The following is a 20366-nucleotide window of genomic DNA, read 5'->3' on the forward strand; positions in this document are numbered from 1 at the left end:
ATTATCTTTTTGAGGTAAGTAAATGGTTATTGTTCTAATTGTATTTGAAACAAACACACTGGCTGATTATGGTAATGGTCAGGCAAACCATCTGTGTTTTTTAATTCAAACATCCCTAAAAAGTCAAATCCTGATTTTTTATAATAGCCTATTAAATCCGTGTTGTTTCCTAAAGTGTCTAATCTAATATAATCTATCGCGTTGGTTTTTGCATAGTCCTTTGCCCAAGCCACAATTTTAGACACAAACTGTTGTCCTCTAAATTTAGCGTTAGTCGCAATACGATGGATGTAAATAGCATTGTCATCTTTACTGGTTTCCCAAATTTGCTCGTCTTTAAAGGCAATTGCCCAAACGCAAGCCACTGTATTGTTGATTATGAGTTTAAATTGGCGGTTTTCTTTAATTTCTGAAACAACCATGTCGCGTTCAAAATCAGGCCAAACCACAACGGTTTTCTTAGTTTTTTGATAGTCTGAGGCTATTTTGTATAACTCGAAAATAGTGTCAATATCCGTTGATGTGGCGTTTGTAATAGTCATTTAATATTTAGTAAATAAGTTAGAGTTATTAAAGATAGTATTATTTTTAGCACTCCGTTACACCTAATAATGGCAGCAAAAATAACAAGATATGAACGTGAATATCCATCAAAGTTGGAAAACTTATTTACAAACCGAATTTGATAAATCTTATTTTAAAGATTTAACGCAATTTGTAACTAAGCAATATCAAGAAGCGACTTGTTTTCCGCCTGAAAATCAAATTTTTAATGCTTTTGAAACCTGTCATTTAGACGATTTAAAAGTTGTTATTATTGGTCAAGACCCGTATCATAATTATGATCAAGCCAATGGATTATGTTTTAGTGTTACAGATGGTGTTAAACATCCACCATCTTTAGTTAATATTTTTAAAGAAATTGAAACGGATTTAAATATAAGTTATCCGTCAAGCGGAAATTTAGAGCGTTGGGCTAAGCAAGGGGTCTTTTTGCTAAATGCGACGTTAACGGTTAGAGCACATGAAGCGGGGAGTCATCAAAAGGAAGGTTGGGAAACTTTTACAGATGCTGTAATTAAAACGATTAGTGACCAAAAAGAAAACGTAGTATTTTTACTTTGGGGTGGTTTTGCTAAGAAGAAAGCCAAGTTAATTGATGCTAAAAAACATCATATTTTAACGTCTGGACATCCTTCTCCTTTAAGCGCTAATCGAGGATATTGGTTTGGTAACAAACACTTTAGTCAGACTAATAGTTTGTTAGCATCCGATGGATTGGATTTGATAAATTGGTAAGGTGTTTTTACTATTATTTGAGATTATTGCTTATGTTATTGAGATGTAGCTCTCTTCTTCTTCTTTTTAAGAAGAGATGAATTTCTTTTTTTTTAAATAAAGACAAATTGTAAGGAATAGGAATTTAAGTATTCATACATAAAAAAAAGCCTCACTAATAAGTGAGGCCTTTTCAAATTATAAATCTTCAACAAGATCTTCATATTTCCATTTTTCAGGAATAATATTTAGAGCAAATAGCTCGTCTTGAACTTTTTTAACGGTTTGTTTTGAGATATTTTCTTGTGACCATTCTGTTAAGCTTAACCATTCTTGAACATCTTCAATCTCTTGTTCATAACGGTTGGCAATCATACGGTCTATACTTGGTATTTCTTTAAACTCTTTAGTGGTTGCATTTACAATATCTAAAATAGCTTTAACGTCTGCTTTATTGGTTTTTAAAAAGTCTTCTCTTACTGCTATAACAAAGCATGGCCAAGGAGAAGGACAGTTATCAACACGTCTAAAAGTACCATTATCTACTAGTGGTTTTGTGGTAAATTTCTCCCACATAAAGTAATCGGCTTTTCCTTCGGTTAAACCCTCAACAGCACCATCTAGGTTTTTTATAACTTCAAAGTTTAAATCTTTTTCTAGATCCCATCCATTATTTTCAGCATTAATGTACGCCATTAAATGTGATCCAGAACCATATCTGCTTATTGCTGCTTTAGTTCCTTTTAAATCTTGAATGTTTTTATAATCAGATTTTTCAGCCACATGAATTCCCCATATTAATGGGGTATCTACAAATACCTGAACAATTTTAGATTTGTTACCTGCAATAATATCTTTTATAATCCCTTCAGTAAGTATAACTGCCATATCAATGTCACCATCGCGTAAACCTTTACACATAGCACCTGTACCGCCAAAATAATCTTTCCAACGTAAGTTGATATCTTGCTCTTTAAACTCGCCATTTTTTAAGCCTAAATACCAAGCTAGGTTAAAATGTTCTGGCACACCACCAATATTAATCTGCTTCATCTTATTGTACTAATTTGTCTAAAGTATATTGTATTAAGTTCTCTACTACTAATTTAGGATCCTTACTAAACTCTCCTGTAGCACGATTAGCAATTATAGCATTCATGGATACTGCTCGATGCCCCAATAAGCCTGCTAAACCATATATTCCGGCTGTTTCCATCTCTAGATTAGTAATCGCCTGATTATTATAACTAAAGGTAGCTAGTTTATCATTAAGATCATTGTCTTGGATTGATAGTCTTAAAATACGACCTTGAGGTCCGTAAAACCCAACATTAGTTGCTGTAAAACCTTTTGTAGTTTGATTAGAGTCTAACTTAGCAAATAACGCTTTATTTGCAGTTACTACGTAAGGCTTAGATTTGTCCTCAGACCAGTCTGTATGGGCTATTAAAGCATCAGATACATCTGTTTGCTGGATGTGTTTACTATTATAAAAATGAAGTAAACTATCAAAACCACATGCTTTTTCGCTAATTACAAAAGTATCAATACCAATATTTTTCTGAATAGATCCAGAGGTTCCGATACGAACTATATCAAGTGATTTATGTGTTTTATTAATTGTTCTTGTTTTTAAATCGATATTAACAAGCGCATCTAATTCGTTAAAAACAATATCTATATTGTCGGTTCCAATTCCTGTAGAAATTACAGTCATACGCTTACCTTTATAAACGCCTGTTTGGGTATGGAATTCTCTTTTATGAGTAGAAAATTCGATTGATTCAAAATATTTTGTAACACCAGGCACACGATCGGGATCTCCCACTGTTATAATTGTGTCTGCGATATGTTCTGGTAATAAATTAAGATGGTAAACACTACCATCTGGATTTAGAATTAATTCTGATTCTTGTATAGCCATTAAATGGTTTGTATTAATTTATTCTCTTTTTTATTGTATTGGAAGTCCGCTTTATTTACGCCTCCAAATTGTAGATTGGTATCTATTAATTTATAGAAGTTTTTTTGGTCTTCTATAGCCAAATGACCATTTCTGTTTAACGTTAATGTGTTTTCCGTTTCGTCATAAAACAACGCTAATCTATCAATCATTCGTTTTAATTGTAAATCCCCAAAGCCATAGTAACCTTGATAATGTAAACAATAACCTAATAAGTGATTACGGGACGTTACGCTGTGTTCTTTTATAAGTACCAAGGTGTTAAATTCTAAAGTATTTAATCCACTTCTAGTATCCGGAAAACGTCTTAAATGTGCTTTTAAGCAATTGCTTAAATATTTAAAACTAGAGGGTCTTATAATTAATTCTTTTAATAAATTATGGTCATGTTCGCAATAAATACGCCACGCTTTTTGGGCTGTAGCAATATCATCAACATTTAATTTAATTCTATTATTATATTCTTTTAAAAGTTGCTGTTCTGATAAATCAGATAATGCTTTAAGTTCCTTTTCGCCTTCAATACGTCCACTACAAACTAAATAGAGTGGAAGCTTGATACCTTTTTGTTTAATTAAACTAATAGCAGCTACTAGATTAATATGGCAGAATAAATCATATTCAAACCATAATACAATATCTGTGTATTTTGAAACATCGTTTAGTTTATCAAACTCGGTTTTAATACTATCAATATCATATTCTAGCGCATAAGCCTCCTCAAGAAATGCTTTTCTATTTTTAAAAAACTCAGGTGTATCAATCTCTTTTGCGGTTGGACCTTCACAAAGCATTTCGTGCCAAGTTAAAGTATCTCCTTTAAAGTTTATTTTAGATAAATAATCTGTTAAGCTAGAACCGTTTGTGATATGAAGACTGTTTTCGCTCATAATTATCCGCCAACGCGTTTTACATTAAACCCTTTTTCTTTTAGCATTGCCATGATTTTATCACGGTAATCGCCTTGAATTATAATTTTATCATCTTTAAAACTACCACCAACACTCAATTTTTGTTTCAGCTCTTTTGCCAATAACTTAAAATCTTCGGTTGCACCTGTATACCCTTCTAAAATGGTAATAGGTTTGCCTTTACGCTTTTCGTATTTGCAAAGTATTGGGTCATCTTGAAGCCATATATCACTCGCTTTGTCTTGTTTTTCAACAATTTCAGGTTCGTGTTCTGGGAAGAGATTTTTTAATTGATCTTGTAAATCCATTTTGTAGTGTTTATAGTTCACATTTACAGTCTCAGTACCACAATCTATTGTGATTGTGACTGAGACTGTAAACTGAATACTATTTTTTCAAACCTAATTCTCTTAAACGCTCGTCTAAAAACTGACCAGCAGTAATATCATCAAACTGTTTAGGGTTTTTGTCATCCACGCAGCTGTCTAAAACATCAAGTTTCATTTCGCTTATTGGGTGCATGAAAAAAGGAATTGAGTAACGTGATGTTCCCCAAAGTTCTTTAGGTGGATTAATTACTCTGTGTATAGTAGATTTTAATTTGTTGTTAGTATGTCTAGATAACATATCTCCAACATTAATCATTAATTCATCTGGTTCTGCAATGGCATCAATCCACTCGCCAGCATTATTCTGTACTTGTAAACCACGACCTTGAGCACCCATTAACAATGTAATTAGGTTAATATCACCATGTGCTGCAGCACGGACTGCATTGTCTGGTTCTTGCGTGATTGGTGGGTAATGAATTGGGCGTAAAATTGAATTCCCGTTATGGATATAATTATCAAAATATGTTTCTTCTAATCCTAAATGTAAAGCTAATGCACGTAATACGTACTTAGCTGTTTCTTCCAATCTTTGGTAAGCTTCTTTTCCTACTTGATTAAATTTAGCAAGCTCATTTACGTTTACATTTTCAGGATATTCTTTAGCGCGTTCAGCATCATCTTCTACATATTGTCCAAAATGCCAAAATTCTTTTAAATCGCCTTCTTTTTTACCTTTTGCACTTTCTTTTCCAAAAGACACATAGCCACGTTGTCCACCAATACCTGGTATTTCGTATTTATGTTTTGTTTCTAATGGTAAAGAAAAAAAGTTTTTAATTTCTGTATATAAGTTATCTACTAAGGAATCGTCTAATAAGTGCCCTTTTAAAGCAACAAATCCTATCTCTTCGTAAGCTTTTCCAATTTGATCAACAAATTGTTGTTTTCTAACAGGATCTCCAGATGTAAAATCCTTTAAATTAACGCTAGGTATGCTATTCATCTTTATATTTTATAAGTGTAATATATACAAATGTAGCGAAAACATTGGAAAAATGGTGCTCATATTTTTTTTTAAAGCACTGATTTACTTCTGAGCAATTATTCTATATTTGACAAACGCTTTTATGAAAACATCAGCATTAGAAAAAACCAACATGACTTTTGACAAACAATCTTTAGATAATACTACGCTTTTAAATCTTTATAAGCGTATGCTAAAACCAAGATTAATAGAAGAGAAAATGCTTATTTTACTTAGACAAGGTAAGGTTAGTAAATGGTTTTCTGGTATTGGTCAAGAAGCTATATCTGTTGGTGTAACAGCTGCAATGCATAAGGATGAGTATATTTTACCAATGCATAGAAATCTAGGCGTTTTTACAACAAGAGACATTCCATTGCATAGATTATTTTCGCAATGGCAAGGAAAAGCTAATGGTTTTACAAAAGGACGTGACAGAAGTTTTCACTTTGGAACGCAAGAGTTTAATATTGTGGGAATGATTAGTCATTTAGGACCTCAATTTGGGGTTGCAGATGGTATTGCTTTAGCTTCTAAATTAAAAAACAAAAATCAAGTAACCACTGTTTTTACAGGAGAAGGAGGAACTAGTGAAGGAGATATCCATGAAGCTTTAAATGTCGCTTCCGTTTGGCAATTGCCTGTTTTGTTTTGTATAGAAAACAATGGTTACGGTTTATCTACGCCAACTACAGAGCAATATAATTGTAAAGATTTAGCGGATCGCGCCATTGGTTACGGAATGGAAAGCCATATAATTGACGGAAATAATATTTTAGAAGTCTATACTAAACTTGTTGAGTTGGCAACAAGTGTACGTGAAAATCCTAGGCCGATTTTAATCGAATTTAAAACCTTTAGAATGCGAGGGCATGAAGAGGCTAGTGGTACAAAATACGTGCCTCAGGAGTTGATGGACGAATGGGCAACTAAAGATCCAATCGAAAATTACCAAGAATTTTTACTAAAAGAAGGCGTTTTAACCACTGACTTAATTTCAGAATTAAAAGCAAAATATATTACTGAAATTAGTGATAATTTAGATATCGCTTACGCGGAAACTGAAATCGTTTCCACTGAAAGCAATGAGTTAAATGATGTATATCAAGACTTTATATATCAAGAAGTTAAAGAAAATAACGAAACTTCAGAATTGCGTTTAATTGATTCGATTTCTGAAGGATTAAAACAATCAATGGAACGTCATGACGATCTTGTTATAATGGGTCAAGATGTTGCCGAATATGGAGGTGTTTTTAAAATCACAGATGGTTTTGTAGCGCAGTTTGGAAAGGACAGAGTCCGTAATACGCCAATATGCGAATCGGCAATTATTGAGACCGCAATGGGATTAAGTATTGCCGGAATAAAAAGTGTTGTAGAACTACAATTTGCAGATTTTGTAACCTCTGGATTTAATCCTGTGGTTAATTATTTAGCTAAATCACATTATAGATGGAACCAAAAAGCAGACATTGTTTTAAGAATGCCTTGTGGTGCAGGAGTAGCAGCAGGACCGTTTCATAGTCAAACTAATGAGGCTTGGTTTACAAAAACACCAGGTTTAAAAGTGGTTTATCCTGCATTTCCTTATGATGCTAAAGGATTGTTGGCAACAGCTATTAACGATCCTAATCCAGTATTGTTTTTCGAGCATAAAGCACTATATAGAAGTATTAGACAAGAAGTGCCTACAGATTATTTTACTATTCCGTTTGGTAAAGCAGCTTTACTTCAAACTGGGAGTGATATTACTGTTATTGCTTATGGTGCTGCGGTACATTGGGCATTAAGTACTTTGGAGAAACATCCAGATATTAACGCGGACGTTATAGATTTAAGATCTTTACAGCCTCTAGATACCGATGCTATTTATGCTTCCGTTAAAAAGACAGGGCGTGCTATTATATTGCAAGAAGATTCACTTTTTGGAGGTATAGCTAGTGATATTTCCGCATTAATTATGGAACATTGCTTTGAGCATTTAGATGCGCCTGTAAAACGTGTAGCTAGTTTAGATACGCCAATACCGTTTATCAATCAATTAGAAGATCAATACCTTTCTAGAGATAAATTTGAAGGAGAATTACTTAAATTAATGGACTATTAGCATAGTTTTAGCATTTAGGTACGATTTTTGGTTTATTTTGGTCAAATAAATAAACATCATGAAATTTTACATTTCTTTTTTTATACTTTTTACGTTTTCTGTAACTACTTATGGCCAAATAGACGGAGAGGGTGTTGGCTTGGTTATTCCTGCAGTAGAGAGTGAGGACCCAAAAGATGACCCAGAATTAATTATAGAACCTGCTCCTGAGACAGAAGAAGCACAGCCCAAAGATAATAGCAATACGGAAGTTAATGTGCCTAAAAAGGTGGTTGCTGCTGAAAAACCTAAAAAAGCATTTTCTATTTATGAAGAAGATAATAACTTCAGAAATCCTGCTGAGCTTTATACAAAACAATTAGACAGACAAATCGAAAGTGTTAGAGAGAGCGAGCAATTACTACCTGAGGATACCAACCAAATTTTAGGTGAATTTAAAACAACTGCTAAAAAACTTAATATACAGTATCGTGATTTTGGTGCTGCTGATGGTGATTTAATACGTGTTATAATAAATGGTGATGTTGTTGTGCTTCAAGAAGTGTTAACACATGGTTTTAAAGGGTTTAATATAGATTTTAATGAAGGTGTATTCAAAATAGAATTCCAAGCATTAAATCAAGGTCTTTATGGACCAAATACGGCAGAGCTTAGGATTTTTGATGAAAATAATATTATTATTATGTCAAATCAATGGAATTTAAGAACAGGACGTAAAGCAATTCTTGTTTTAGCTAAAACCGAAGAAAGCAAATTAAAACTTTTAGAACAAGGTTTTAAAGATGACGAAATCACTAATCCAATAGAAGAGCCTGTTAAAACAGATACAAAAACAAAGGAAGACACTACTAAAGCATCTTCCGATACTAAAAAAGAAGAGTAATCTAATTTGGGACTAACCCTAAATTATTAAACAGCTTGGCTTTGGTTGTAAAAAATTTATTTTTCAACTGTATTGCTTTTACTTGCGCTTCTATCAGCTTATTTTCTCTACTATTAATTAAAAACACTGAGCTTTCTCCAAAACTAAATTTGCGTTCTTCAGCATTTAATAAGGTATTATAGTCCGTTACAATAGTCTCAATTAATACATTTTGTGTTTGATAAGATTCTAACTCTTTAGTTACTGCCTCAATCTTATTTTTTAATTGCAATTGGGTATTTGATAGATCAAACTTAGCTTCTTGTATTTTCAATTTAGATAGCTTTAAATCACCTCTTTCTTTTCTTAAAAACAAAGGAAACGCCACTTTTATAGTTGCTTTATAGTTTGCAGCATTAAAGGTATTAGCTTGATCTGGTGTTTCACTTAAAAAATTATACTGCGCATTAATCATGGGTAACAGTTTGTTCCCTTTTAATTGTCTATCCACATCTAAACCATCAATTTTACTACCTAAGGCCAATAGTTTTGGATGGCTTTCGATATTAAAATTATTCAACTGATTTAAAGATAATACGTTATCAATCTCCTCTTCAATAATAGTAATAGGCGTTACCGCAGCATTAATATCCACCGGCGTATCATTTATCCAAATAAAGTTTGACGCTTCTAGTCTTGCTTTTAACAATTTAACCTTTGCTTGCTCTAATTCTAAAGCTCTTGTTTTTACAATAATTCCGGCTTCTAGACTATCTATTCCTGCTTTATCACCTGCTAAAACACTTGATCGCACACCTTTAAATCTAATATCTGCATTCTGTAAAAAGCGTTCGTAAATTTTAGTTTCGTTATACGCTTGCAACCAATCAAAATAAGCTAGAGATGCATCGTAAATTACTGTGTTTACTAATAAATTACGTTCTGCTTCTGTCTGTGTTTTAAAAAACTTAGCTTTTTTAACATCAGCCATACGCTTGTTTATCCACATACCTTGACCTAAAGAAAACCCTATACCTGCACTAAATAAACCATCATCTGGCACGGTGTTTTCTGGGTTAAGATAGTAACCTGAATTTTCTTCAAAATTAGCTTTTAACTCAATTCCGTACCAAGTTGGAACTTTAAACGTAGCGTTTAGACGTTCGTAATACTCGGTACTTTTAAAATCTTTTTCATTAAAATCCACTTGAAACTTTGGATCAAAGCCACCACGCGCTTTCATTAAAGCGGCTTGGCCTACTTCCAAGCGTAAATCTGCTTGTTTTGCAACAGGATGATACTGTTTAACGTAACCTAGATATTCTGTGAAACTTAAGCCTTCAATAGACTGTGCGTTAATTAAAAAAGGAATGACTAGTACTATGTATTTAAATATGTTTTTCATCTTTACTTTTTATCTGCTTTGCCTGTTTTTGCTCCGTTTGGCTGATAATAATTAGGAGGGAAGCCATTTAACTGTCTCCATAACTCAAACCAAATTGGTACATCTTCTAATAACCCAATAGCTCTTGCTCCAGAACCTACGCGTACTGCTTCTGGCCATTTATGTTCTCCTTCAATTGGCGCTAAAAGGATTCTAAATTTCCCGTTAGGACTAATAAAACGTTCTATTGCCACTACTTTTGCACCGTAAGTACCATAAGATACATTAGGCCAACCGCTAAATATAATAGCTGGCCACCCGTCAAACTGTACTCTAAATTGCTCATTTAAATGGACTAGAGGTAAATCTATTGGATTTATAAAAGTTTCGATAGCGATATCAAACTTAGATGGTGTGATTCCAACTAATTGCTCACCTTCCTTAAACGTTTCTCCAATACCAGCTTTTATAGCTTTATTTATATAGCCATCTTGCGGTGCTTTGATATAGTACATATCATTTCGCATAGAATAATTAGTGTACGCATTTTCTAATTTGGTGACTTGTGCTTCCGCATCAAATCCACTAGATTCCGCAGTAAATTTATCACTCTGTGCTTTAGCTATTTTATCAGAATACTCTGCACTGATGCGGTTTAATTCTACTCTTGCATTAATAACTTCATTCTGAGCAGCTAAATACTTATTCTCTTGTGAAATCAGTTTAGCCTGAGTTTCTTGCAGTTTTAAGCGCTTTTCCTCGACATCTGTGACAGCTTTTAATCCTTCAGACTGTAATTGCTCTGTACGCGAAAATTGTTTTTCAGCAATATTTAAGTTGGTTTTTGAAGCTTGAAAATCGATGCTATCACTTTTAACCTTTAATTTAGATTGTAATAGTTTGTTTTCGGCTTGTTGTAGTTTTAACTGTCTTTCGTTAGCTAAAGCTGAAATACGATTATTTAACGCTTTAACTTTACCAGTATAAGAGACTACAGAAGCACTTTTAGCTTTAATCTGCTGTCCTGTTCTTTCGACTAAATTAGGATCAAAATATTCATTTTTTATTTCAGAAATAAATAAAATAGTATCTCCTTTTTTTACAAAATCACCTTCTCTGACGTGCCATTTTTCAATACGACCAGGTATAGGCGATTGTATGGTTTGCGGTCTTTGATCTGGTGTTAGTGTTGTTACCAAACCTGAAGCAGTGATGCTTTGTGTCCAAGGTAAAAACAATATTATAATACCAATAATGGCAAATATTATTAATAAGCGATTAAAATGCTTATAATGTCTTTTGTTAAATGCTTTTTGCACAGAACTAAAACGACTGATATCAACGCTTTTGTTGACGTTATTTGTTGAAATATTTAACATACTATTTAGTGTTAATTATTTGACCTTTATCTAAAATAATCACTTGGTTAAGTGTTTGTTTCCAGATATTATTCTGGCTAACAACAACTAAAGTCCAAGGATGCTGTGGTTGACTTAAAAAGTCTACTATTTGCAGTGCTTCTTTAGCTTCAAATTGATCTAATGGTTCTTTAAGCATTAGCAAGCGTGGTTGTTTTACAATACTTCTTGCTAACATTATTTTTTTAGAAATTGTAAACGACACCCCTTTTCCTTCTGGATATAACATCGTACTCATGCCATCTGGTAATTGTCTTACAAAATTCTTTAGGCCCACATTTTGAATAGCCCAATCCAATTGCTTCGCAGTAATAGAAGTGTCTCCAAAGGTTATGTTTTGAAGTAACGTCCCTTCAAACGGTGTTTCTTCTACTAAAATCTGTCCAATATTAGAACGGTAACTATTGATGTTAATACTAGTTAATGATTTATCGCAAACGTAGATACTTCCATTTGTAGGTGCAATAACGCCAGCAATTAATTTTAGCAAACTAGATTTACCAGAACCACTGTCACCTTGAATTAAAATCCTATCCTTAGCATTAATTTTTAAGGAAATATCCTTTAAAATAGGAGTACTTCGGTCTGGCACACTGTATGAAATATTATCAAGTTCTATATCAAAATCAGTATGAGTGACATCTAATATCTCGCCATCTTGAGACTCTAAATCTTTATCTACAATTTTTCCTAATTTTTCAATTGAAGTCAAAACATCATAAAATGTTTCTAAACCTAAAATTAGTTTTTCAACAGAATTAATGACTAATAATATTATAATCTCTGCAGCGACAAACTGCCCAATATTCATTTGCTGATTAAGCACTAAAGCACCACCAATAATCAAAAGACCGGCTGTTACTAAGACTTTAAAACCAATAAGCTGAATAAACTGAGTTACTAATATCTTAAAATGGCTCTCTCTTGCTTCTAAGTAATTAGTAACCAATTTGTCGTTTTTATTAAGGGCTAAACTCGTTTTTCCAGACAATTTAAAACTAACTATAGAGCGTGCAATTTCTTGCAGCCAGTGTGCCACTTTATACTTGTGGTTAGACTCATCAATACTTGTTCGTAATCCTTTTTCTGCTGTAAACTTAAATACAACGTATATTAAGATTAATAATAAAGCACCATATATAATAAAAAAGGGATGGTAAAAAGATAAAAGAATCAATCCAAATACAATTTGTAAAATAGCTGCAGGAAAATCGATTAAAACTTTGGCGATTCCTTTTTGCACATTAATAGTATCAAAAAAGCGATTGGCTAATTCTGGTGGATAATAACCACTTAAACCACTCATTTTCATTTTAGGAAAACGATAAGCAAATTCAAAAGAAGCTCTCGTAAATATTTTTTGCTGAATATTTTCAATAATTCTGATTTGCATCAATTGCAAAATTCCAACAAAAACAACACCTAAGGTCACTAAAACTACCAATACAATCCAAGATGTGCTAATCTGTGCAGCTTGTAGTAAATTGATAATAGCTTGAATCCCTAGGGGTAAGGATAGGTTAACTAAACCAGCAAAAATGGCGTAGAAAAACACTTGTCTAACATCTTTTCTGTCTAATTTTAATAAACCAATAAAACGTTGCCAAGCGGTTAGGATTTTTTTACTCATTTGTAGTAATGTTAAGGGTTTTGAATACTAAATCTTTAAAATAATTTGTAGGTGAATCAGAAGCTTTTAAGTCTGATATGGTTGTAAAGTGATCTTTTAAAAAGTGTTGATGTAAAGCACCATCTATAACCGTACTTGCTAAACTAAATGCGTAAGGATAGTTGCTGTCTATTGCTAAAATCATGTCATGAAGTCTAGTTACTAAACGTTTGTATACTAAAAAGTAACCCTCTTTGTTTTCGTTATCAACCTCTTTAGTTAAGTAAGATTTTGAGTATTCATTTATAACTATGCGCTTTAAAATAACCTCGTTAATATGTGAAAAGTTAGAATCTACTGTTGTAGTTCTTGTCAGTATATTTATGGCTTTATCAATTTTTGCAGTTGTGTCATCAATACTATTTGTTGTAAATACCAATTGATATTCTAACCAAGTCCAATACCAAGACGCTAAATAGATTAGTAATTTATGTTTACTCTCAAAATAGCGATAAATACTACTTTCATTAGAGCCAATTTTAGCACCTAATTTTTTAAAAGTATAAGCATCAAAACCAATTTCGTCAATTAGTAAGATACTGTTTTCCACGATACGTTTACCCAAAGCAGAAGATTCCGGATCTTTAAGGTAAATTTTCTCGTTAATATTAATCTTTAGATTTGAAAGTAAAGTATGCATAATATTTAATTTGATTGCAAATATAATAGTAATACTATTAATATTGAAATCGAATTAACTAAAAATTAACTTTCAATAAAATTTAAGAGGTTAGGATTGCTTAAAAGAAGTGTCGTTTGGTAGTTCAAACAATTCTAAATCAAAGTAAGGTACAGCAGCTAAAAAGTGATCAAACAAGTCACTCATTACGTATTCATAACTTTCCCAACGCTTATCCTTAGTAAAGCAGTAAATCTCTAAAGGAATACCTTGTGCGGTTGGTTGTAATTGTCTAGCCATTAGTAACATGTCGTTATTAATAGCAGAATGTTGCTCTAAATATGTTTGAATAAATTTTCTAAAAACACCAATATTAGTCAGGTTTCGTCCGTTAATTAAAACAGATTTATCAATAGTGTGTGACGCATTAAAGCTATTTATTTTATCCTGCATTGTGTTTAAATACACCGAAATTATCTCGATTTTTTTCAAACGTTCAATGTCTTCTGTATTTAAATACTTTATAGACGTTTGCTTGATTAGCATATGTCTTTTAATACGTCTACCGTCAGAGTTTGTCATTCCTCTCCAGTTTTTAAACGAATCCGATATCAACGCATAAGTTGGAATAGTGGTAATAGTATTATCAAAATTCTGAACCTTTACCGTCGCTAAATTTATTTCAATAACATCTCCATCTGCACCAAACTTTTCAAATGTAATCCAGTCACCAATGCGGACCATATCATTAATAGACACTTGTATACTAGCAACAAATCCTAGAATGGTGTCCTTAAAAATCAATAAAATAATGGCTGTAGCAGCACCAAAACCTGTAATAAATTTCCAAAGCGAATCGCCTCCAATAATTACTGCCAATGCCAAACCAGCTCCAACAACCCAAGCAAATATCATAAATACCTGAATATAACTATCAATAGGTTTATCTCTTAATCTTGGTAAGGTTTTAAAGTAATTTTTAAGTGTATTTAATAAGCTTCTAACAATCCATAAACCTAATATAATCCCGGCAACTTGCATTAATTTTTCAAAAAACACATGTAGATTTTCAAAATCATTAAAAACTAAAGGAATACTTTCTATCGCTAAGTATAAAGCAGGAATATGTGCTATGTTTCTTGGGACGCGGTTAGCGATTAGTAAATCGTCAAAATTAGATTTAGTAGTCGATGCCACTTTAGCAGACAATAGCCTTAAAACCTTTCTAATTAATAGATCTAATAGTAAAATTACAACCAGCGTAACTATTAAAAGCACCAATAAATTCAAGTATTTAGAGGTTACTTTACTAACTCCTAAATCTATAAAATAATCGTAAAAAAAATGGGCGTATTTAATCATGAAATATGTTGCTAATTAGTACAAAAGTAATGTGTTTTATACGATTACTATAGTATTAAAAATTAAAGATACGTTAAAGTATCTCTTTTAGATTTTCTATAGGAAAAACAGCACCAGAAGGCATAGCATTTAATAGAATATTACCAACTCTAACACGCACTAATCTTAAGGTTGGACAGTTAACAGCACTTGTCATTTTACGCACTTGCCTAAATTTTCCTTCTGTTAAAGTTACAGAAATCCAAGTGGTTGGACCATGTCTGGCGTCTCTTATTTTTTGAGACCGTTCTGGTAATTCTGGTAATGCTTCCAATTTAAAGACCTTACATGGTTTTGTCATGTACTTTTTACCGTTAAAACCAATTTCTACACCATCGCATAATTCTTGTATCGCTTCCGCGGAAATTGCGCCATCAACTAAAGCGTAGTATTCTTTTTCAATTCCGGATTGATTAATATGGTCACTTAATTTTCCGTCTGTAGTAAGTAGGAGTAGACCTTCACTTTTTTCGTCTAAACGACCAATAGGCATTGTACCTTCTGGGAATACACCCAACTCACTTAAAAAACGCTTACGTTGTTCTTTACTAGCATTACTAGAAAACTGACTAAGCATTTTATAGGGTTTGTATATTTTAAAGTGTTGCTGGTTCTCGTTTTCCAAAATAATGATTTTGTCGTTTTAAGTTATAATGCGGGTTTTGATATGTTTATAAATTACTACTTTAATTGATTTATTGCTATTGTCATTCTGCGCTACGACGCAGAATCCACTTTTAATTCCTCTACTTACTATTACAAACAGAACGTTTAATGCGCTTCTCGATACAATTTTTCATGCTTCAAAATCACTCGAAGTGACGTTGTGTTTATCGAAATGTTAGCTTTATTTTCATAGTTTAATCATCTCGTTTGTCATTCTGTGCTACGACGCAGAATCCACTTTTAATTCCTCTAGTTACTGTTACAAACAGATCGTTTAATGCGCTTCTCGATACAATTTTTCATGCTTCAAAATCACTCGAAGTGACGTTGTGTTTATCGCAATGATAGCTTTGTTTCCATAGCTTAATCATCTCGTTTGCCATTCTGCGCTACGACGCAAAATCCACTTTTAATTCCTCTATTCACTATCACAAACAGAACGTTTAATGCGCTTCTCGATACAATTTTTCATGCTTCAAAATCACTCGAAGTGACGTTGTGTTTATCGCAATGATAGCTTTGTTTCCATAGCTTAATCATCTCGTTTGTCATTCTGCGCTACGACGCAGAATCCACTTTTAATTCCCCTAATTACTATTACAAACAGATCGTTTAATGCGCTTCTCGATACAATTTTTAATACTTCAAATTCACTCGAAGTGACGTTGTGTTTATCGAAATGTTAGCTTCGTTTCCATAGCTCAATCATCTCGTTTGTCATTCTACGCTACGACGCAGAATCCACTTTTAATTCCTATAGTTACTATTACAAACATAACGTATAATGCGCTTCTCGATACAATTTTTCATGGTTCAAAATCACTCGAAATGACGATGTGTTTATCGAAATGTTAGCTTTGTTTCCATAGTTTAATCATCTCGTTTGTCATTCTGCGCTACGACGCAGAATCCACTTTTAATTCCTCTAGTTACTATTACAAACATAACGTATAATGCGCTTCTCGATACAATTTTTAATACTTCAAAATCACTTGAAGTGACGTTGTGTTTAACGCAATGATAGCTTCGTTTTCATAGTTTAATCATCTCGTTTGTTATTCTGCGCTACGACGCAGAATCCACGTTATAAAACCAAATATCCAAATTCAAACCCCACTAACCATTCAAAATCTGAAACACTAAATCTTTAGTTAAAGGTTGTCCATTAGCCTTTTCACGAATCAAATCATAACTAAATCTAAAGTCGCAACCCGTTTTGTAGGCACTACAACCATAAGCTGTTTTACCTTTAATAATAGTTCCTTTTTTACACTTAGGACACGTTTTGTCATCTGTAGTATTAGTTGCTTTAGTTTGCTTAGGCTCTAACTTCAATTTAAAATTATCGTCAAAACGTAGCAAACCTTCAACAGAAGTATCATTAATCTTAAAACCTTTCAAATTTACTGTAGATCCTTTATCTAATAAACGTTTGTACTGGTTTTCGGATATAGTCTTTTCACCAAAACTAAAAGGAAGCACAAAATCACATGTCTTACCATAGTTAGTGCATCCATAGGCGCTTTTTCCTTTTAAAATCTGTCCTGCTTTACATTTAGGGCATGCTTTTCCAACAATGCCTTTAGCGCTAGCTTTAGCTTTTGGTTTAGCCTTGGTTGCTTTTTCAGATTTGTTATTAGTGTAACTAATTTTGGCTTCTACTTTTTCGCTTCGCACTTCGTAGACCAATTGATCTACCATATGCTTCATGTTTTTTATGAATGCTGAAGCAGAATATTCGCCTTTCTCAATATCTTTTAGCTGTTTTTCCCAAAGACCAGTCAATTCTGCCGATTTTAATAAATCATTTCTAATAATATCAATCAACTGAATACCGGTAACAGTTGGTAGTACTTGCTTTTTATTACGTTTTATATACTTACGTCTAAATAGCGTCTCGATAATATTGGCACGGGTAGAAGGTCTTCCAATACCGTTTTCTTTCATCAAATCTCGCAACTCATCATCATCCACTTGCTTACCTGCTGTTTCCATTGCGCGTAACAAGGTGGCTTCTGTAAATTGATTTGGCGGCTTGGTTTGTTTTTCTAAAAAACTAGGTTCGTGTGGTCCTTTTTCGCCTTTTACAAACGTTGGTAAAAGACCGGATTCACGATTAGAACTGTCTTTAGTTTCAAACACAACACGCCATCCTTTTTCTAATATTTCTTTACCTGTAGTTTTAAAGTTTACACTTTCGGCTTTACCAATAACCGTAGTATTTGCCACTTTACAATCGTCATAAAATACAGCAATAAAACGACGTGTAATAATATCATACACTTGTTGCTGATTGTATTGCAAATTACTTTGGACCCCCGTTGGTATAATCGCGTGGTGATCCGTAACCTTTGCATCATCAAAAACTTTTTTTGATTTTTTTATCTTCTTTGTTAAAACAGGAGCAGTTAATGTTGCGTAATTAGTTAGGTTTTTTAAAATACCTGCTACTTTTGGATAAATATCATTTGGTAAAAACGTGGTGTCTACTCTTGGATAGGTGACTACTTTCATTTCGTACAATTTCTGTACTATTTTTAAAGTTTCGTCTGCCGAAAACCCAAATTTTGTATTACAATAGACCTGTAACCCTGTTAAATCGAATAGTTTTGGCGCATATTCATTACCCTTTTTCTTTGTAATTGACACAATTTCAAAATCATGTGCTTTTACAATATTGGCTAACTTCTCACCATCTTCCATTTTTAAAAATCGCCCTTCCTCATAACTAAATAAGGTGTCACGATACATGGTTTGCAGTTCCCAATAGGGTTGGGGCTTAAAATTTTCGATTTCTTTCCAACGGTTTACTACCATTGCTAAGGTTGGTGTTTGTACACGTCCAACACTTAATACTTGTTTGTAACCACCATATTTAACAGTATACAAACGTGTGGCATTCATACCTAAAAGCCAATCTCCAATTGCTCTTGAAAACCCAGCATAGTACAAATTATCATATTTAGAACTTGGTTCTAACTTCAAAAAGCCTTCTTTAATAGCTTCTGTTGTTAGAGAGCTAATCCAAAGGCGTTGCACTTCTCCTTTATAACTAGCTTGATCTAAAACCCAACGTTGTATTAATTCTCCTTCTGTCCCGGCATCCCCACAATTTATAACTACATCTGCTTTATCAAATAAGCTTTTTACAATTCTAAATTGCTTTTGGATTCCTGAATCTTTGGTAACTTTAGTTTCAAATTTTTCAGGAAGCATTGGTAAGTTGTTTAAATCCCAACTTTTCCAATACGGTTTATAGTCGTTTGGTTCTTTTAAAGTACATAAATGGCCAAACGTATAAGTTACTGCGTACCCGTTACCCTCATAGTAACCATCACGCTTTGTGTTGGCACCTAATACTTGCGCAATTTCTCTTGCTACACTTGGTTTCTCGGCAATACAGACTTTCATGTGGTGGTATCTATTATTTTAAAAAAGACGCGTGTAACATTCTTAAAAACCAACAAATGTATTGGATCATTTAAATGAGAATGACACTTTTTACGACTAAATTTAGAGTTGCAAAATAAGTGAATTTGTTAAGGTAATGAAAGGGTTTTGTAAGGAGTTATTAACGAAACCTTTTTAAGCCCGTTTTTGTTCAAGTAATCGCAGAAATTTAGTTATTTATTACGATTAAAAATCTTGTTTTTAATAAGCACAATTCGTTGTGTTATTTTGGTTTTATTAGCATACCAGTTAAAACACGCCATAGTTGCAATTAAAGTTATAAAAGCTAAAGTTCCTAAAGCGCCACCGTATCCATTAAAAAAGTGGCTTTTATTAACGTAAATTACACTAAAAAATACACCAGCGATAGCCAATAATAAATAGTTTTTTGAGCCTTTCGGCGAAGCCATGCCGATAAAAGACGTTCCGATAAAAACAATAGGAATTGTATTGGTAAGGTAACTACTTAGCACGTTTGGAAACCAGTAAAAAAACAAGCCAACAATTAGAGCTAAAACAGCAGATGCCCTAACAGCACCCTGATTTAGCTCCTCACTAACATAATAAGTTAATGTCGCGCCAAGTATTCCAGTTATAGCTAAAATGATTAAATTCATATAAATAAATAATAAAGTAATGAAACCATAGAAACGCCAGCAAATGCTAATGCACCTAATTTACCACCAATACCCAAGAATAAATTTTTAGACAACATAAAAAGCCCCCCAGTAATTAATCCTGCAACTATTACAAATGTTATTGTCGGAGTGATTTCGGCACTGGACATACCAACAAAAGCACCACAATATATGGCACCCGGTATTTTTTTTATGTACATGGATTGCTTATTCAATACAGGAACAAATGAAGCTAAAGTGCCTGTAATTCCGGCAGATAAAACACTACTAAAACCAATATGAATGTTTAGTCCGTAACAAAACACTGCGCCAATAGGCACCCAAATAGCAACTCCTATTTTCTCGTAATCGTAGGTATCATGGTGTAAATCCAAATACCGATAAGCAAAAAACACAGCAACAGTAATAACGATAATATAAAACAGTATTGTAAAATTAGCAGCTTCGTATTTTTCTTTAGCTATCATAAATAAAAACACCATTTGTATAATTAATAGTGTAATTATGGTAAACGATCTAATATTTTTATGCTTTTTCATTAATAAAACAAAGGGTGCTATAGGTTTACGTTTAGATAAATGATACGTTGTTTAACTCCATTTAAAGGTCAAAAGTAATTGTAACATATAAGTGTTTCACAA

18 protein-coding genes are annotated in these 20366 nt (G+C 33.0%); 3 read left to right on the plus strand and 15 right to left on the minus strand.

What is annotated here, in order from left to right; genetic code table 11:
• Positions 1 to 26: 26 nt before the first annotated feature.
• Entirely contained in the window at positions 27 to 542 is a 516-nt protein-coding gene (locus BMZ09_RS11545) for a GNAT family N-acetyltransferase (RefSeq protein ID WP_090840730.1), read from the minus strand.
• Positions 543 to 633: 91 nt separating this feature from the next.
• Between BMZ09_RS11545 and ung the strand changes: the two genes are divergently transcribed.
• The gene (gene ung, locus BMZ09_RS11550; protein WP_090840732.1) at positions 634 to 1299 is read left to right on the plus strand and encodes a uracil-DNA glycosylase; all 666 of its coding nucleotides are present in this window, start codon (positions 634 to 636) and stop codon (positions 1297 to 1299) included.
• Positions 1300 to 1476: 177 nt separating this feature from the next.
• On the opposite strand, the gene BMZ09_RS11555 is transcribed toward ung, so the two are convergent.
• From BMZ09_RS11555 to BMZ09_RS11575, 5 genes are all read right to left on the minus strand, one after another.
• Positions 1477 to 2331, minus strand: coding sequence for a substrate-binding domain-containing protein (locus BMZ09_RS11555; RefSeq protein WP_090840734.1), 855 nt, complete (start codon positions 2329 to 2331; stop codon positions 1477 to 1479).
• 1 nt (position 2332) lies between these two features.
• The gene (locus BMZ09_RS11560) at positions 2333 to 3202 is read right to left on the minus strand and encodes a nucleoside phosphorylase (protein WP_090840736.1); all 870 of its coding nucleotides are present in this window, start codon (positions 3200 to 3202) and stop codon (positions 2333 to 2335) included.
• Positions 3202 to 4131 (minus strand): DUF1835 domain-containing protein, encoded by a 930-nt coding sequence (locus BMZ09_RS11565; RefSeq protein ID WP_090840739.1) that lies wholly within the window; start codon positions 4129 to 4131, stop codon positions 3202 to 3204. The genes BMZ09_RS11560 and BMZ09_RS11565 overlap by 1 nt, the downstream gene beginning before the upstream one ends.
• Positions 4132 to 4133: 2 nt before the next feature.
• Complete coding sequence (locus tag BMZ09_RS11570; protein WP_090840742.1) at positions 4134 to 4460, minus strand: translation initiation factor; 327 nt, start codon at positions 4458 to 4460, stop codon at positions 4134 to 4136.
• Between the two features lie 79 nt (positions 4461 to 4539).
• On the minus strand, positions 4540 to 5487 hold the full coding sequence (locus BMZ09_RS11575; RefSeq protein ID WP_090840744.1) for an isopenicillin N synthase family dioxygenase: 948 nt from the start codon (positions 5485 to 5487) through the stop codon (positions 4540 to 4542).
• 154 nt (positions 5488 to 5641) lie between these two features.
• On the opposite strand from BMZ09_RS11575, the gene BMZ09_RS11580 reads away from it, so the two are divergent.
• On the plus strand, positions 5642 to 7618 hold the full coding sequence (locus tag BMZ09_RS11580) for an alpha-ketoacid dehydrogenase subunit alpha/beta (protein ID WP_090841151.1): 1977 nt from the start codon (positions 5642 to 5644) through the stop codon (positions 7616 to 7618).
• 58 nt (positions 7619 to 7676) lie between these two features.
• Entirely contained in the window at positions 7677 to 8501 is an 825-nt protein-coding gene (locus BMZ09_RS11585; protein ID WP_090840746.1) for a hypothetical protein, read from the plus strand.
• A 1-nt stretch (position 8502) separates the two neighbouring features.
• On the opposite strand, the gene BMZ09_RS11590 is transcribed toward BMZ09_RS11585, so the two are convergent.
• The 9 genes from BMZ09_RS11590 to BMZ09_RS11630 form a co-directional block, all read right to left on the minus strand.
• Positions 8503 to 9885: a TolC family protein gene (locus BMZ09_RS11590; protein ID WP_090840748.1), complete on the minus strand. Its 1383-nt coding sequence runs from the start codon at positions 9883 to 9885 to the stop codon at positions 8503 to 8505.
• Positions 9886 to 9887: 2 nt separating this feature from the next.
• Positions 9888 to 11243 (minus strand): HlyD family secretion protein, encoded by a 1356-nt coding sequence (locus BMZ09_RS11595; RefSeq protein WP_090840750.1) that lies wholly within the window; start codon positions 11241 to 11243, stop codon positions 9888 to 9890.
• Position 11244: 1 nt separating this feature from the next.
• Positions 11245 to 12912 (minus strand): peptidase domain-containing ABC transporter, encoded by a 1668-nt coding sequence (locus BMZ09_RS11600; RefSeq protein WP_090840753.1) that lies wholly within the window; start codon positions 12910 to 12912, stop codon positions 11245 to 11247.
• Entirely contained in the window at positions 12905 to 13591 is a 687-nt protein-coding gene (locus BMZ09_RS11605) for a TetR/AcrR family transcriptional regulator (RefSeq protein ID WP_090840756.1), read from the minus strand. The genes BMZ09_RS11600 and BMZ09_RS11605 overlap by 8 nt, the downstream gene beginning before the upstream one ends.
• Positions 13592 to 13681: 90 nt before the next feature.
• Positions 13682 to 14932 carry a mechanosensitive ion channel family protein gene (locus tag BMZ09_RS11610; RefSeq protein ID WP_090840758.1) on the minus strand — a complete coding sequence of 417 codons (1251 nt, stop codon included), beginning with the start codon at positions 14930 to 14932 and terminating at the stop codon, positions 13682 to 13684.
• A 73-nt stretch (positions 14933 to 15005) separates the two neighbouring features.
• Positions 15006 to 15596 carry a pseudouridine synthase gene (locus BMZ09_RS11615; RefSeq protein ID WP_090840760.1) on the minus strand — a complete coding sequence of 197 codons (591 nt, stop codon included), beginning with the start codon at positions 15594 to 15596 and terminating at the stop codon, positions 15006 to 15008.
• A gap of 1157 nt (positions 15597 to 16753) precedes the next feature.
• Positions 16754 to 19048 carry a type IA DNA topoisomerase gene (locus BMZ09_RS11620; RefSeq protein ID WP_090840761.1) on the minus strand — a complete coding sequence of 765 codons (2295 nt, stop codon included), beginning with the start codon at positions 19046 to 19048 and terminating at the stop codon, positions 16754 to 16756.
• Positions 19049 to 19260: 212 nt separating this feature from the next.
• Positions 19261 to 19704 carry a hypothetical protein gene (locus tag BMZ09_RS11625; RefSeq protein ID WP_090840763.1) on the minus strand — a complete coding sequence of 148 codons (444 nt, stop codon included), beginning with the start codon at positions 19702 to 19704 and terminating at the stop codon, positions 19261 to 19263.
• Positions 19701 to 20264 carry a hypothetical protein gene (locus tag BMZ09_RS11630; protein WP_090840765.1) on the minus strand — a complete coding sequence of 188 codons (564 nt, stop codon included), beginning with the start codon at positions 20262 to 20264 and terminating at the stop codon, positions 19701 to 19703. Before BMZ09_RS11630 ends, BMZ09_RS11625 begins: the two co-directional genes overlap by 4 nt.
• Positions 20265 to 20366: the final 102 nt, after the last annotated feature.

It is taken from the genome of Olleya namhaensis (assembly GCF_900114005.1).
Lineage (GTDB): Bacteria > Bacteroidota > Bacteroidia > Flavobacteriales > Flavobacteriaceae > Olleya > Olleya namhaensis.

Coding starts and splice junctions, on each gene's coding strand:
- BMZ09_RS11545 (WP_090840730.1), bottom strand. CDS start 542: ATGACTATTACAAACGCCACATCAACGGATATTGACACTATTTTCGAG.
- ung (WP_090840732.1), top strand. CDS start 634: ATGAACGTGAATATCCATCAAAGTTGGAAAACTTATTTACAAACCGAA.
- BMZ09_RS11555 (WP_090840734.1), bottom strand. CDS start 2,331: ATGAAGCAGATTAATATTGGTGGTGTGCCAGAACATTTTAACCTAGCT.
- BMZ09_RS11560 (WP_090840736.1), bottom strand. CDS start 3,202: ATGGCTATACAAGAATCAGAATTAATTCTAAATCCAGATGGTAGTGTT.
- BMZ09_RS11565 (WP_090840739.1), bottom strand. CDS start 4,131: ATGAGCGAAAACAGTCTTCATATCACAAACGGTTCTAGCTTAACAGAT.
- BMZ09_RS11570 (WP_090840742.1), bottom strand. CDS start 4,460: ATGGATTTACAAGATCAATTAAAAAATCTCTTCCCAGAACACGAACCT.
- BMZ09_RS11575 (WP_090840744.1), bottom strand. CDS start 5,487: ATGAATAGCATACCTAGCGTTAATTTAAAGGATTTTACATCTGGAGAT.
- BMZ09_RS11580 (WP_090841151.1), top strand. CDS start 5,642: ATGACTTTTGACAAACAATCTTTAGATAATACTACGCTTTTAAATCTT.
- BMZ09_RS11585 (WP_090840746.1), top strand. CDS start 7,677: ATGAAATTTTACATTTCTTTTTTTATACTTTTTACGTTTTCTGTAACT.
- BMZ09_RS11590 (WP_090840748.1), bottom strand. CDS start 9,885: ATGAAAAACATATTTAAATACATAGTACTAGTCATTCCTTTTTTAATT.
- BMZ09_RS11595 (WP_090840750.1), bottom strand. CDS start 11,243: ATGTTAAATATTTCAACAAATAACGTCAACAAAAGCGTTGATATCAGT.
- BMZ09_RS11600 (WP_090840753.1), bottom strand. CDS start 12,912: ATGAGTAAAAAAATCCTAACCGCTTGGCAACGTTTTATTGGTTTATTA.
- BMZ09_RS11605 (WP_090840756.1), bottom strand. CDS start 13,591: ATGCATACTTTACTTTCAAATCTAAAGATTAATATTAACGAGAAAATT.
- BMZ09_RS11610 (WP_090840758.1), bottom strand. CDS start 14,932: ATGATTAAATACGCCCATTTTTTTTACGATTATTTTATAGATTTAGGA.
- BMZ09_RS11620 (WP_090840761.1), bottom strand. CDS start 19,048: ATGAAAGTCTGTATTGCCGAGAAACCAAGTGTAGCAAGAGAAATTGCG.
- BMZ09_RS11625 (WP_090840763.1), bottom strand. CDS start 19,704: ATGAATTTAATCATTTTAGCTATAACTGGAATACTTGGCGCGACATTA.
- BMZ09_RS11630 (WP_090840765.1), bottom strand. CDS start 20,264: ATGAAAAAGCATAAAAATATTAGATCGTTTACCATAATTACACTATTA.